Origin of the sequence: Pseudomonas sp. PvP009, assembly GCF_017832995.1 — a bacterium.
GTDB classification, from domain to species: Bacteria; Pseudomonadota; Gammaproteobacteria; order Pseudomonadales; family Pseudomonadaceae; genus Aquipseudomonas; species Aquipseudomonas syringae.
Genome location: NZ_JAFIBG010000001.1, coordinates 1,797,040 through 1,811,695, shown reverse-complemented (window position 1 = coordinate 1,811,695; position 14,656 = coordinate 1,797,040). Strand labels below are relative to the sequence as shown.

Here is a 14,656-nt window from a genome sequence, read left to right as displayed (position 1 = left end):
CCTGGGCAGTGGGCACTCGGGCGTAACCCCGCAGACTTGAAAGCCGCGCATGATAGCCCAATCCAGGAACCACTGGTGCGGCCGAACAGTCCACAGAACTTGAAGCCTGATGCGGCGCTCCCGACCTGATGCACATGGAGCCCGTAAACCGATGTTCGGAGATCATTCCTCAAAGGAGACATTCATGCCCTCCCTCGATAGCCTGAAGAGCCTTAAAACCCTCGAAATCGATAACAAGACCTACCACTACTTCAGCCTGCCGGAAGCCGCCCGATCACTGGGCGATCTGGACAAGCTGCCCATGTCACTCAAGGTGCTGCTGGAAAACCTGCTGCGCTGGGAAGACAACAAGACGGTAACCGGCAACGACCTCAAGGCCCTCGCCGACTGGTTGACCGAGCGTCGTTCGGACCGGGAAATTCAATACCGCCCTGCCCGCGTCCTGATGCAGGACTTCACCGGCGTACCGGCGGTGGTCGATCTGGCCGCCATGCGTGCGGCCGTGGCGAAGGCCGGCGGCGATCCGCAGCGAATCAACCCCCTTTCCCCGGTGGACCTGGTGATCGACCACTCGGTGATGGTCGACAAGTTTGGCAACGCCGAAGCCTTCGGCGAGAACGTCGATATCGAGATGCAGCGCAACGGCGAGCGCTACGCGTTCCTGCGCTGGGGCCAGAGCGCTTTCGATAATTTCAGCGTGGTGCCACCCGGCACCGGCATTTGCCATCAGGTGAACCTCGAATACCTGGGCCGCACGGTATGGACCAAGGAAGAAGACGGTCGCACTTACGCGTTCCCGGACACCCTGGTCGGTACCGACTCGCACACCACGATGATCAACGGCCTGGGCGTGCTGGGCTGGGGCGTGGGCGGTATCGAAGCCGAAGCGGCGATGCTCGGCCAGCCGGTGTCGATGCTGATCCCGGAAGTGATCGGTTTCCAGCTGACCGGCAAACTGAAGGAAGGCATCACCGCCACCGACCTGGTGCTAACCGTCACCCAGATGCTGCGCAAGAAAGGTGTGGTCGGCAAGTTTGTCGAGTTCTACGGCGACGGCCTGGCCGATCTGCCGCTGGCCGACCGCGCGACCATTGCCAACATGGCGCCCGAATATGGCGCGACCTGCGGCTTCTTCCCGGTCGATGACGTGACGCTGGACTACCTGCGTCTGTCAGGTCGCCCCGACGAAACCGTCAAGCTGGTCGAAGCGTATTGCAAGGCTCAGGGTCTATGGCGTCTGGCGGGTCAGGAACCGGCGTTCACCGACAGCCTGGAACTGGACATGAGCACGATCGAAGCCAGCCTTGCCGGCCCCAAGCGCCCTCAGGATCGTGTAGCACTGCCGAATGTCTCCAAGGCGTTCAGCGATTTCCTCGGTCTGCAGGTCAAGCCTGCCAAGGTCGATGAAGGTCGGCTGGAAAGCGAAGGCGGCGGCGGTGTCGCGGTTGGCAACGAGGCTCAGGTCAGTGGCGAAACCCAATATGAATACGACGGCCAGACTTATCACCTGAAAGACGGCGCCGTGGTGATCGCAGCGATCACGTCCTGCACCAATACCTCCAACCCCAGCGTCATGATGGCAGCCGGGCTGGTCGCGAAAAAAGCCGTCGAGAAAGGCCTGAAACGCAAGCCGTGGGTGAAAAGCTCGCTGGCTCCCGGTTCCAAAGTGGTGACCGATTATTACAACGCAGCGGGTCTGACCCAATACCTCGACGCCCTGGGCTTCGATCTGGTCGGTTACGGCTGCACCACCTGCATTGGCAACTCCGGTCCGCTGCTGGAGCCTATCGAGAAAGCCATTCAGCAGTCCGACCTGACCGTTGCGTCGGTGCTGTCGGGCAACCGCAATTTCGAGGGCCGCGTCCATCCGCTGGTCAAGACCAACTGGCTGGCATCGCCCCCCCTGGTAGTTGCCTATGCGCTGGCAGGCTCGGTGCGCATCGACATCAGCAGCGAGCCGCTGGGCGAAGGTGCAGACGGCAAGCCGGTTTATCTGCGTGATATCTGGCCGAGTCAGCAGGAAATCGCCGACGCCGTGGCCAGCGTCAACACCGGCATGTTCCATAAGGAATACGCCGAAGTCTTTGCCGGCGACGAACAATGGCAAGCCATCGAGGTGCCGCAGGCTGCCACCTACGTCTGGCAGGACGATTCCACCTATATTCAGCACCCGCCGTTCTTCGACGGCATCGACGGTCCGCTGCCGGTTATCGAAGACGTGGAAAACGCGCGCATCCTGGCCCTGCTGGGCGACTCGGTAACCACCGACCACATCTCACCCGCCGGTAATATCAAGGCCGACAGTCCTGCCGGGCGCTACCTTCAGGAAAAAGGCGTCAAGTATCAGGACTTCAACTCTTACGGCTCGCGCCGTGGCAACCATGAAGTGATGATGCGCGGGACGTTTGCCAATATCCGCATTCGCAACGAAATGCTCGATGGCGAAGAAGGTGGCAACACGGTGTATGTGCCCTCCGGCGAGAAGCTGGCGATCTACGACGCAGCCATGCGCTATCAGGCAGAAGGCACGCCGCTGGTGATCATTGCCGGCCTGGAATACGGCACGGGCTCAAGCCGTGACTGGGCTGCCAAAGGTACCAACCTGCTGGGCGTCAAGGCTGTCATCGCCGAAAGCTTTGAACGGATTCACCGCTCGAACCTGGTGGGCATGGGCGTGTTGCCATTGCAGTTCAAGAACGGCCAGACGCGCAAGACCCTCGGCCTGACCGGCAAGGAGACACTGAAGATCACCGGGCTGACCAACGCAGACGTGCAGCCGGGCATGAGCCTGACCCTGCATATAGAACGCGAGGACGGCAGCAAGGAAACCGTCGACGTGCTGTGCCGCATCGATACGCTTAACGAAGTGGAATACTTCAAGTCAGGCGGCATTCTGCATTACGTGCTGCGCCAGCTGATCGCGTCCTGATACCCCCTGAATAGGGCCTGCACCCAGTTTCAGGGTCAGGCCCCTTGCATGAAAATTTCTATAATCTCGCCCCTGCCCTGCTGAACGCCGGATAGAATTCCCCGCTCTCAAGGCAGGACTTACTCATGACCACAAGGCACTGGCTGACTTTCTGCCTCCTGAGCAGCGGCTACGCGCTGGCGTTGTTCCACGGCAACCTTGCCCCTTCGGCAGCGCTGAGCTTTGGCGCGTTGTTCATTGCCTGGTTTTGCGTGGCGCGATCCTCTTATTCCTCCATTCGCCTGTGTGGCCACGGATTGTTCATCGTGACCGGTCTGGCGCTGGCCTTTCACCTGGCGCCTGGCTTCAATAACGCCAACGTCATCGAAGCAACGCGATTCAGTGCCGATGCCGCGCTGTTCTCCATGGACCTGAGTCTGGACAAGCCGCTGATCGGCTTCTGGCTGATACTGGCCTGCCCCTGGATTCTGCCTAAGGTTGACGTCGCCCATTCACTGCAAACCGGGCTTCTGGCGCTGATTGTGACGTCGGCGTTCTGCATGACCGCTGCGGTCATGTTGAACGTCGTCGGCTGGACACCGAAATGGCCTGACCAAGGCCTGATATGGCTGCTCAACAATCTGTTGCTGGTGACCCTGACCGAAGAGCTGTTTTTCCGCGCTTATCTGCAAGGCAGCCTGATGCGCCTGTTCAAGGGCTCAAGGTATGCGACGGCATTATCGATCACCCTCGCTGCCGGCCTGTTCGGACTTGCGCACGCAGGTGCCGGCCCGCAGTGGGTAGCATTGGCGAGCATGGCGGGCCTGGGGTACGGCATCGCATTTCGTTTCGGCGGGCTGCAGGCCGCCGTCATCAGCCATCTGGGCCTGAACCTCGTGCATTTCGGGCTGTTCACCTACCCCATGCTGGCCCGCCAGGGCTGACTCTACGGTCACTTGTCGCACGCCGCTCAATTTATCGACGTGCCCGCCGATAACCACGCCATAGTCTTCCGGATCGAAGGATCGAAATCCCATGCGCAACAACCAGCCCGTCACTCAACATGAGCGGACATTTCCTGCCGAACAACGACTGATTTCCACCACCGACACACGCGGCACCATCACCTATTGCAACGATGCCTTCGTCGACATCAGTGGTTACAGCGAGGCTGAGTTGGTGGGTGCGGCGCACAACACGGTGCGTCATCCGGATGTACCGCCTGCTGTATTCGAGCACATGTGGACCACGCTCAAGTCCGGGCAGCCGTGGATGGGCATCGTCAAGAACCGCTGCAAGAACGGCGACCATTATTGGGTCAATGCCTACGTGACGCCGGTGCTGGAAAACCGCCAGGTGGTGGGTTTCGAGTCGGTACGTATCAAGCCGACCGCCGAACAGATCCGCCGTGCCGAGGCGCTTTACACCCGCCTCAACAAGGGCAAGAGCGCCGTACCAAACCGCGACAAGTGGCTGCCGGTACTTCAGGACTGGCTGCCGTTCATTCTGGTCAGCCAACTGAGCTTCCTGATCGGCGTGTGGCTCAATTCACATTGGGGGTTTGCCCTGGCTGCGGCACTGTCGGTACCACTGGGCCTGCTGGGTCTTTCCTGGCAGCAGCGTGGCACCAAACGCTTGTTGCGCCTGGCCGAGCAGACCACTTCCGACCCGTTGATCGCGCAGATGTACACCGACAGCCGCGGCCCGCAAGCGCGCCTGGAAATGTCGATCCTCAGCCAGGAAGCGCGCATGAAAACCTGCCTGACGCGTTTGCAGGACACGGCCGAACACCTGAACAGTCAGGCTCGTCAGTCCAACTCGCTGGCCAATGCCAGTTCGATCGGGCTGGAACGTCAGCGTGTGGAAACCGAGCAGGTTGCCGCCGCCATCAACCAGATGGCCGCCACCACTCAGGAAGTCGCCAGCCACGTAAACCGTGCCGCTGACGCCACCCAGCAGGCCAACGAACTGACGCGTCGCGGGCGCGATATCGCCGGTGAAACCCGCGAAGCCATTCAGCGCCTGTCCACCTCGGTGGGCGAAACCGGCCTGACCGTGACCCGCTTGGCCAAGGACAGCGATGAAATCGGCGGCGTGGTCGATGTGATCAAAGGCATCGCCGACCAGACCAACCTTCTGGCCCTTAACGCCGCGATCGAAGCAGCGCGCGCCGGTGAGATGGGTCGCGGCTTTGCCGTCGTGGCAGATGAAGTGCGCCAGCTGGCGCAACGCACCGCCGAGTCCACCGGGCAGATTCATGGCCTCATCGCCAAACTGCAGCAGACCGCAACCGACGCGGTACACACCATGGACACCGGTCGCCGTCAGGCCGAAGAAGGCGTTGCCCGGGTACTGGAGGCCGATCAGGCGCTGGTGGGCATCAGTGAGGCTGTCGCCAATATCACCGACATGACCACGCAAATCGCCACCGCCACGGAAGAGCAAAGTGCCGTGGCCGAGGAAATCAATCGCAACATCGCCACCATCGCCAGCCTGGCAGACCAGACCTCTGACGAAGCGCGTCGCTCTGCGGTATTAAGTGGCGAACTGACCGACACGGCCAACTCACAGTATTCACTGGTAGAGCGGTTTAATCGCTAAGGCCTGAGACTGTATGCCAAGCCTCGACAAACTTCGGTTGGTCGGGGCTTTTTTATGAGCATTAGTAGTATGCACTGTTAACACTCTATTCAGATCTGACGAAATCTTAAAAGCCATCTGAAGACTGTGTAGGATATTTCTTTAAAATCTTCAGTAGCAGCCATGCATGATTTTTGTCTATTGACAGTGAACGCTTACTCAGATTAGTTGAAATTCAGGTGATGCGGTAGTTATCTATTACCCCTTACGCCGACTATCACCCGAGTAAAAACTTTAGAGCTACGTCATGTGGCGTTTGGCTTTTTAATTGGAGAGAAAAAATGAAAGATTTCACCCAGTACTATAAATTTTCCGCACCACGTGTTCCAGCAGCCAGCCCTATTGATGGAATGATGCCAGTTGACAGCCTGAACCGGCCGGTGAGCGTTGAGGTTGTTCTTTGGAGCGAGATGCGTCCGGGCTATGACATCCAACTGAACCTGGACGGTCATTTGGTGGGGGAACGAAAAACCCTGACTCACGATAACAAGCCTGGCGAAGTAGTTCACTTGGAGGTGGACAAAAAGTACTTGAGAGAAGAGCGTTCATACACCTTGCGCTGTATGGCCACGAACAATATCAACCAAACTGTAGAGAATTCACCGTCTACCTCCTTGATTCTCGACCGCACCGCTCCAGGCGCAGCACTGCTTGCGCCTATCATCTTCCATCAGGTCAATTTCGGCGAAGCGCTGAAAGGCATGCTACCCGGCTACGCCGACATGCAGGCCGGCGATTGCATCCAGACCTTCTGTAATAACAGAGAAGGCCCGGTTCATGTGGTGGAGCCTGAAAACCTTGCCACCGTTCCCATGCAGATCGTTTTCAGCAAAGCATTCCTGCTTGGTCTGGACAGCCAACACGTTACCATCAATTATCAGGTCATCGACCGTGCGGGCAACGTTTCACTGCTCTCGCACTCTGTGACCCTGTCAATGCAGTTTTAAGCACAGCAGCCTACATTTCTGCCCATAACCTTGAGGGTCTCGCACGCTAACGCGTGCGAGACCCTAATGATAAAGTTGAGTGAATATTCCTACGCAGGAGTGGGAATTCAGCCAAAACTTACTTTTTTACCTTTTGTAAGACTTATCTGTAGTTAACGTCCTACAGGTATTTCACGCACAAAAAGCCCTGAAAGAACACCCACATCAAGCCACGCCCTTTATTTACCGCATCTCCGACACTAACGAGCAATAACTCAATATGCACATGATACCAAATGTAACTGCATAACCTCGCACAACCTTGGCTTACCTTTGATATCGGCAGACACTTGACCTGAACACTTATGTGCCTTGTAATATTTCCGTTGCCGACAACTGCCGGCACGTACATAACAACTCAACTTAATGTCAATAAAAGAGTTCACGATGGATAAAGAACAATCCACGGATGTAGCGGCGCGCACCCAAAAAAAACAAAACAATCCCGACAGCGCGAGCACTGTTCAAGAAGCCCCGCCCCACAAGAGCCTCTACCGACACGCGAGCCCCCTCCATCTTCCATCCGATATTTCCGATACGCTGAAAGCACCTGTGCTGCCTGACATCGATCCTGACTCCATCAGTCACGAACAGGCACATGCGGGCATTACCATTCATATCCCAGGGTCAGTCAAAATGTGCTGGGGTGACGAAATCCGTTTTTATTGGGGAAAAAACCTGTCATCGACAACGCTTTTTCATCGGGTAGGCGAAAACAGCGTGATACGTGTGCTGTGCATTTCCTACACTTTTACGCCCTATATTCAGTACGGTCTGGTTGATCTGTATTACGAGCTTTATCGTGATCATCGACTGATCGGCACATCGCCAGTGCTACGGGTGAACGTCAACTACGCGGTGCCTGTCACCTCCCGACAGAGACAACGCAAACGCAGGTTCACCGATCATTAACTGAAAAGCCCCCGGTGATCATTCACCGGGGGCTCTGGTGTTCCTCAGGCACTGGCCTTAAGAATCAGAATGCCAGGCGTAGCCCTACATTCGCTCCCCAGGGTTGCTCGATATGCCGACCTTTCATGTAATCGAAGTCTGCGTGCAGTTTCAGACGCTCGGACAGCGAAACCGATACCCCGGCTCCCAGTTCGCCGCGCGAACCGAACAGGCTGTTATCGAATTTCACATCGTTGGCTTTCACCTCGTTGCGACGCGAAAACTCCTGTGCAACGGCGACACGCACATAAGGCTGCAATACCCCGCCATCCTTGAGCGCGACACTGCGGCCCAGCGAGGTGCCGACCTTGCCCAATAACGATTGGGTCTGGTCGTTCTTCGCCTTCATGCCATTGTCCAGGCGCAGTTCCTGTCCCTGAACGACGACACTGGACAACTGAGCGAACGGTTCGAGAAAGTAATCGTCCGCCAGTTTTATGTGGCGGCCGAACTCTACCCATCCCCCTACCCCGTTGTTGGTGTAGTCACCCTTGGCCTTGCTTGCATCGCTCATGGCAACATCTGCCTTGTTGCGAAAGCGGTTGAGTTTGAGCACGCCGTCAACGTAGTAGCCTTCGTCCAACAGCCAGGTGGCATAGGCGCCTGCATAGTAGCTGTCGACTTTACCCGTAGTGCCACGGCTCAAATCGATACCGGACGTGCTGTACCCTCCCAGCACACCCACTACCAGTTGGCCGTTGCTGACCTCGACGGGCGCATCGGCACCCAGCGACAGGCCACTTTGTTTCTGCCGGTAGTCAACACCGTCACTGGTCGTGGCATTCAGCCTGTTGCCATAGGCACGCATCCAGCCGCCCGCCCTGCCGCTTGCACGAACCTCACCCATGCGCGAACGCAAGGTAGAGAGCTCACTCATCCAAATGGCAGGTGCCGCGCTGTAAAGGGCAAGCGCGCTCTGGGTCGAAGGGCTTATGACCTTGTCTTTACCGACGATGAACCAGTCATTGCCCTGCTGCTCCAGCAGATACGAATAGGCGCCCAGGTCGACCCGTCCGCCCAGCAGGCTGAATTGCGCGTCGCCACCTTCGGTATGCACCACCTTGAGCGGTGCCATGTCGGCAGACACAATCTCCTCCCCCGTGTTGCGCACCCGCAAGCCGAACTGCCCACTGGCCTGGCCGTTGACGTCAATGAGGTCTCCGACGCCGTTGTCCAGATCCACGCGCAAGCCGAACGTGCCAGCCCCTGACAACTCATTCAGCGAAAGGGTATGAAACCCTTCGCCAGCAAACGAGACCCTGCCAGCCTGCAGGGAAAGCGACCTGACGGCATTGTCGCCCTGCATCTGCCAGTGGCTGCCCGAGGTAATCGCCAGACGGTTGCCATTGACGATGTCGCCGTTCAATTGCGCGCCGTTTTGCAGCGTGATGTTCAGGGTGCTGGTGTCATCGGCGACAAGGTTGCCATTGAGGGTGCTGTTGTCGACGTTGAAGTTGGCGGTGCTCTGGTTCAGAACCTCAAGAAGCATGCCATTGCCGGACAGCAGGAGGGTGTCGTTCTTGATCTCAATATCCGCAAGGTGGCTTATACCCTCACGCCCTTCCACCCTTATGGCGGCTCCTGTCAGCCCTTCGACGGTAGAGTTGTCGATGCTCAGTTGACCGTGATTGAACTGCGTTCCATCACCCACTGTGAGGCCTGGATGAGTGAACCATACCCCGTGAGACAAGCCTTTTATGTAGCTCCGGGAAGTGATATCAGCGCGAGCGCCAAAAATGCCAACGCCCCAGCCAGTGTGTCTACCAACTTCACCCTGCAGCGAGCTGACCTGTGTATTGCTGATCAGGGCCGAGGCGTCCTCGACAACGGTAATGCCGCCCCCTTTTCCCTCAACGACACTGTGTTCAAGTGTCACGTTCGAGTTGCCCTGCACGATGAGCGCTACCGCGCTATCGCTGAGGATGGTGGAGTCTTTAACTAAAACCCGAGCGTCACCGTCAGACAACATTCCATCCTTGACCAGGGTATTGCCCGTTAATTCGACCCTTCCGCCATAAGAAGACATACGTTTGATCGCAGCCCCATCGGAATGAAGGTATCCAGTACCGTATACAAGGTAATTACCAAATGCGCTGGCCGCATCCACATACTCTGTCCGGTCTCTGACAATCTCCCTAAGCGGAGAGTCGGCCATCACGTGAGTCGACGCGAGGTACGCAATAGCGCCCAGCCCTGCCCTGTAAAGCCCACACTTCCCAATAAAACACTCAGCCACAATAAGAAACTCTCAACATTCATAGGAGTTTTATTGTGGCTGCGACGCTAGCGGATACAATTAATTTCCAATAACAAACAAGTAGTCCAATTCCGAAACTTTAGTAGTACCTTTCCCACAAAACACCAGGCTAATCCGATTGAACAGCCAGCCTACATCTATAATAATATTTATCTACAGAGCATTGACAGCCGTTCAAAAAGCCTATTACTTAAAAATCCAGATGAAGCCAAGAGCTTCTCTCTGACGGCCAAGCGCCCCTGGAATTATCGTTATCGACTGACGACATCAGGACACTCCTGCTCGTCAATAAAAATTAAATAGAGGAATTTCGACATGCGTCAAAAAAATACTTTTTACACACGCGGCCCCAATCAAGAACCGACGCTCATACCACCGTTTGTTCCTGTCGCAGACGAAGTGGACGGACTTATAAAAACAGCCGACCTTGCCAATGACATCATCGTCGAATTTCCAGTCTGGGAAGGTGCCAGGCATCAAGACTCTTACCAGTTGCGATTGAATGGCGATGAAGTTGGTTTAGCAGGCCAACTGATACCTCTGCCACCGGTCGGAACGCTATTACGCTTGACCATCCCCGTCGACACCGAACTGAAAGACGACGGCGCGTACGAACTTGACTACATGACGATCGGTTATCCCAGTGGTGCGAAGCAATCGTCCCAAATCAAAACGCTTATTGTCGACCGCACCGCTCCGGGCGCCCATCAACTGGGTTACATGGATTTTCCGGCTGAGGCCAAAGATGGCCTGACACTTGAAGAGCTTCAGTCCATGGGCGGTGTATTGACCGGTAGCATTTTCGGATATTCGGGACTGAATCGCGGCGACGTTATCAAAACCTATTGGGGAAACGTGCCCGGTCCAGAGCTTGAACTGAACGGTCTGGAAGATGAAAGTCAAGCGATCGAAATCCTGTTTACCCAAGAGTTTCTTACTGCTCTCGGCAGCCCTGCAGGTGCAACCTATTACACGGTGACGGACCGAGCCGGCAACACGTCTGCCGAGTCTCAGAAGATTACCATCCCTCTGTTTCTGACCGAAGTGACGCCCGGCCTGCCTGCTCCGGTTATTGATAATAACGACGGCGTGATTGATTACGCAGAGGCCATGGCCAGCGTCGAGGTAAAAATTCCTTTCTCGTCCTTTTTGATGGAAGGCGATCAGATTCTCCTGCGCTGGGGTTCTGAAGAGTTAGGGCCTGCCGCTATTGCCGTGGAGGACTTGGACGAGCCTTTCATTCTGTTCTTTGATGTCCCGTATCTGATCATTGAACAGGCTCAGAATGGTCTGCGCGATATCAAGTATGACGTCATTAGAAACGGACAGGTTACCGGTACTTCAGACCCGCTTGAGGTGCTTGTCAACATCGAGCTGCCCGTACCCGGCATTCTCGACAAACCGACGATCAAAGGTAGCAGCAGCACGCCCAGCAATGAAGACAACTTTATTGATGAGAACGACTTTGAGCTTGACGCCACCGTACTGGTTAACTGGAACCCTCTCTTTAAGGCCAATCAGATCTTGACGGTCTTTTGGGGCGGCCAAGAGGTATTGGAACAACCCTACACGCTCACCAACAGCGACGTCGTGGCCGGCCGTACGCTGTTGCTCACTGCGCTGAACAGTAAGTTCACCGCCGTGGGCACAGGAAACGACATCAGAGTTTATTACACCGTCAAAACCGAGGGTAATCCCAATCTCTCCACGTCATCAGAGCAGGGCTTGATCGTGCGTTCAAAAAATGAATTACCGGGTGGCCCGGACGGACCAGAAGCGCCGCAATTTATGTCGCTGTCTGCCAACGGCACGCTCACCTTTGAAAACAGTGCGCAAGGCGCCCCCATTTTTATCCAACCCTATTTAAATATGGCCCCAGGACAAGTCATTGTCTTCACCTATGAAGCCTACAACGAGCTGGTGGGCGATGATAAAAAATTCGAATGGTCAGTCACGTCACCGGCCCTCACTCAGGAAGAGGTCCAAAACGGCGTTAATATTCTGGTGCCCCGCACTGTATTGAACCAGCACTGTTACGGGCATGCCGAGATCAGCTTCCAGGTAAGAAGCAGTATGGGCCAAGGTAATTCGAAACGCGCCAGCGCCTACGTTGATATGCGTGTCGGTGGACTCTGCAGAATTTGACCTCGCCTGAACTTCGCCATTTATCGTTAAACACGAAAAAGAGAACATCCATGAATACACTACAGACCTTACCTGCACTGCCTGTTCCACTGCCCTTGAGCTATAACCCTCAAGGCATTGGCGATGTTGACGTAGCAGATCCGGCCAAGTCGATAGAAATACTGATCGGCCCTATCAACCTCAAACCAAAAGACCGGATCGACCTGTTCTGGGGCACACACAATGAGGTTATTGATACCTACACACATTCTTCAGACTCACCGAACACCAATGGCTTTTTTTCATTGTATGTGGATACCCGCTGGGTCCAGTCAGGCCTTACTGATGTCAACTATCTCTATACACCGTTCCCCTCCAATATTCAGGAGCATTCGCCTGTTAACAAAATAGTCGTCAAACTGGAAATCCCCGGTGGTCGGGATCCCGACCCAGCCACACCCTACGAAAATGAAAAGCTCGACATCCCGACCGTCAACCCGTCTGGCGTGATCACCTCACCTGAGGGGGTAAGCGTTACCCTCGACGCTTACGAAAATATGGCTGCAGGTGATTCGATTTTTATCTATTGGCACGGCATCAGAGTCGAACATCCTCCTCTGACAGCAGACCAGCTTGGTAAACCGGTCACTGTGAGTATCGACAAGCAGATCATTATCGAAGCAGGGGACTCGGAAAATATTGTTGTCCGGTACGATGTCAGGGATATCGTCAATAACTGGTCCCGCTTCTCTTTCCCAGCCTATGTCACAGTCGAAGCTGGCAACTCCAGCCTGCAGGCCCCCATCGCCCCGCAGGCGCCCAACATGGAGCTTGACCTCGATAAGCTGGCCGGCGCAGATGTTCAAGCGCTCGTGCTGTCACATGCCAGTATCGCCACCGGTGACATCATAAACTTCGTGATGGAGCGTAATACTGCAGAAGGCATTCAACTGGAGTCCTTCACCGCATCAAAAGTGGTTCAGATACCTGGCAGCTTCGTAGAGTTTCTTATCCCCAATGAACAGTTCCACCCCATCGCACAGGGTCGGGCACGCCTGAAATACACAGTGATCAAAGACACTGGCGAGGCGTTGCGCTCAAAAAGTCTGACACTCGCAGTACTCGGCCAACCGCAGCAGCTGTCATTGCCACATGTCCAAGGCGTCACCAATGGAATTCTGAACCCTGATAGTCACAATGTGATCACTCAGGTGCCGCCTTACTACTTTATGGCAGACGGCCACGACATCAACCTGGTATGGATTGGCAAAACTGCTAACGGTGAGACGGTCATGCATCAGGAGGTTAAAAACCTGAATGCCGATGATATCGGCAAGAGCATCGAGTATTTGATCCCGGATGAAAAGGTTGGTGCATTGGCAGGCGGCTCACTTGAGGTTTACTACACCGTAACCACCTACGCGAAAGCGTTCTTCAAATCGCCCACACTACGGTTGCTCGTGGACGTGGATAACAGCACTCCGCTGGAAGCTCCTGTCGTAGATAAGCTGAGTGCGGACGGCATTCTCGACCCGGCCGATGTACCACTCGAAGCCATTGTTCGCGTGTCGCCTTATCGCGCAATGGCTGAGGGAGACAAAGTCACCATTCACTGGGAAGGCGTTGACGCAGAGGGTACCTATGGCACCTACACCGTTATTAATTCCGGCACCGTCAACAGGGAAACCGTGTTCCGCATTCCTAAACTGTACGTAGATGCCAATTTAAACAGGCTGGTCCAGGTCTGGTATACGGTACAACACGAAGACAGAATTGCTGAATCGGAGAAATCAGCAATTACTATCCGTGAGATGGTGGCACTGCCCCTCCCCACCCCCACCCTGAAAGAAGCCATCGGCACCACGCTCGACCCGGCCAACGCTTCATCCGGTGCAACCGTGGTGATCGACGCCGTCGCCAATCTGCAAGCGGGCGACCAGGTCATCACACAGTGGCAAGGGCCCAACGGCAACGACACCCGGGAAAAAACCCTGACTGGCGCAGACGCGGGCAAGACGCTGGAGGTAGTGTTTGCTGTGGCGCTGGTGACGGCAAACGCCGGGCAGACGGTGGCGGTTTCTTATGTCGTCAATCGCGTCAATGGCCTGGTTCAGGTATCCGGCACGCTGGCCTTGCAGATTCTGGCGGCGCAGCCCGAGCTGGTGCTGGACACTTCGCCGGTCACTCTGGGTGGCAAGGTGTATCTGCTTCCGGGCTCGCCGGACCTGTTGCCGAACTTCCCGTCCGACACCACCCTTCTGCGTCAGGCCAGTGGCGGACAGGCACCCTATCAGTACGCTTCGAGCGACCCGCTGGTCGCGAAAGTGGAGAACAACGGTCTGACCTCGGTTCGAGGCAAAGGCACGGCCATCATTACTGCGACCGATGCGCTGGGCGCGAGCAAGCAGTACACGGTGACCGTCACCGGCGTCATCCATTGCATCGGCCTGGGCAGCGGCAGCTTTTCTCAGATCAGCAAAAACGCGGGCAACAACGGCGCGAGGATTCCAACCATCCACGAGCTGGTGGATATCCACGCCCTGTATGGCAATCGCTGGCCGATGGGCAAAGGCAATTATTGGTCGTCGACTGTTTCAAGCGCCGGTATCGGCGGATGGAACTGGTATTACGTGAAAAATATGGTCACTGGCGGCAACTTCAAACTGAAGAGTCACAATTCCAGTCTTGGCGTAGGCATCAGATGATCGATTGCTGAACCCATTGTTAATACGGCAGGGCGTTGCGCTAAAGGTGTAACGCCCTGTCGTCGTTTTCAGGAGCTTCTCAGGG

Annotated in this window: 8 protein-coding genes; 7 read left to right on the top strand and 1 reads right to left on the bottom strand. The window is 55.9% G+C overall.

Features of this window, described 5'->3' with window-relative positions:
• The first annotated feature begins 184 nt into the window (after positions 1 to 184).
• The 5 genes from acnA (at position 185) to JOE29_RS08015 (ending at position 7,446) form a co-directional block, all read left to right on the top strand.
• Positions 185 to 2,929, top strand: a complete 2,745-nt coding sequence (gene acnA / locus JOE29_RS08035) for an aconitate hydratase AcnA (protein ID WP_210079314.1) — start codon at positions 185 to 187, stop codon at positions 2,927 to 2,929.
• Between the two features lie 125 nt (positions 2,930 to 3,054).
• Positions 3,055 to 3,852: a CPBP family intramembrane glutamic endopeptidase gene (locus JOE29_RS08030; RefSeq protein WP_024961266.1), complete on the top strand. Its 798-nt coding sequence runs from the start codon at positions 3,055 to 3,057 to the stop codon at positions 3,850 to 3,852.
• A gap of 91 nt (positions 3,853 to 3,943) precedes the next feature.
• Complete coding sequence (locus JOE29_RS08025) at positions 3,944 to 5,509, top strand: PAS domain-containing methyl-accepting chemotaxis protein (RefSeq protein WP_003422194.1); 1,566 nt, start codon at positions 3,944 to 3,946, stop codon at positions 5,507 to 5,509.
• Positions 5,510 to 5,829: 320 nt separating this feature from the next.
• Entirely contained in the window at positions 5,830 to 6,495 is a 666-nt protein-coding gene (locus tag JOE29_RS08020; protein ID WP_210079305.1) for a hypothetical protein, read from the top strand.
• 426 nt (positions 6,496 to 6,921) lie between these two features.
• Complete coding sequence (locus tag JOE29_RS08015) at positions 6,922 to 7,446, top strand: hypothetical protein (RefSeq protein WP_044313291.1); 525 nt, start codon at positions 6,922 to 6,924, stop codon at positions 7,444 to 7,446.
• Between the two features lie 64 nt (positions 7,447 to 7,510).
• On the opposite strand, the gene JOE29_RS08010 is transcribed toward JOE29_RS08015, so the two are convergent.
• Positions 7,511 to 9,454, bottom strand: coding sequence for an autotransporter outer membrane beta-barrel domain-containing protein (locus JOE29_RS08010; protein WP_161806292.1), 1,944 nt, complete (start codon positions 9,452 to 9,454; stop codon positions 7,511 to 7,513).
• Positions 9,455 to 10,057: 603 nt separating this feature from the next.
• On the opposite strand from JOE29_RS08010, the gene JOE29_RS08005 reads away from it, so the two are divergent.
• Positions 10,058 to 11,887, top strand: a complete 1,830-nt coding sequence (locus JOE29_RS08005) for a hypothetical protein (protein ID WP_210079302.1) — start codon at positions 10,058 to 10,060, stop codon at positions 11,885 to 11,887.
• Positions 11,888 to 11,937: 50 nt separating this feature from the next.
• Entirely contained in the window at positions 11,938 to 14,571 is a 2,634-nt protein-coding gene (locus tag JOE29_RS08000) for a hypothetical protein (RefSeq protein WP_210079300.1), read from the top strand.
• The last annotated feature ends 85 nt before the right edge of the window (positions 14,572 to 14,656 follow it).

Bases quoted from the DNA above. Each gene is read 5' to 3' on its own strand.
- JOE29_RS08015 (WP_044313291.1), top strand. From the start codon at position 6,922: ATGGATAAAGAACAATCCACGGATGTAGCGGCGCGCACCCAAAAAAAA.
- JOE29_RS08000 (WP_210079300.1), top strand. From the start codon at position 11,938: ATGAATACACTACAGACCTTACCTGCACTGCCTGTTCCACTGCCCTTG.
- JOE29_RS08005 (WP_210079302.1), top strand. From the start codon at position 10,058: ATGCGTCAAAAAAATACTTTTTACACACGCGGCCCCAATCAAGAACCG.
- JOE29_RS08020 (WP_210079305.1), top strand. From the start codon at position 5,830: ATGAAAGATTTCACCCAGTACTATAAATTTTCCGCACCACGTGTTCCA.
- JOE29_RS08010 (WP_161806292.1), bottom strand. From the start codon at position 9,454: ATGTTGTCTGACGGTGACGCTCGGGTTTTAGTTAAAGACTCCACCATC.
- JOE29_RS08025 (WP_003422194.1), top strand. From the start codon at position 3,944: ATGCGCAACAACCAGCCCGTCACTCAACATGAGCGGACATTTCCTGCC.
- JOE29_RS08030 (WP_024961266.1), top strand. From the start codon at position 3,055: ATGACCACAAGGCACTGGCTGACTTTCTGCCTCCTGAGCAGCGGCTAC.
- acnA (WP_210079314.1), top strand. From the start codon at position 185: ATGCCCTCCCTCGATAGCCTGAAGAGCCTTAAAACCCTCGAAATCGAT.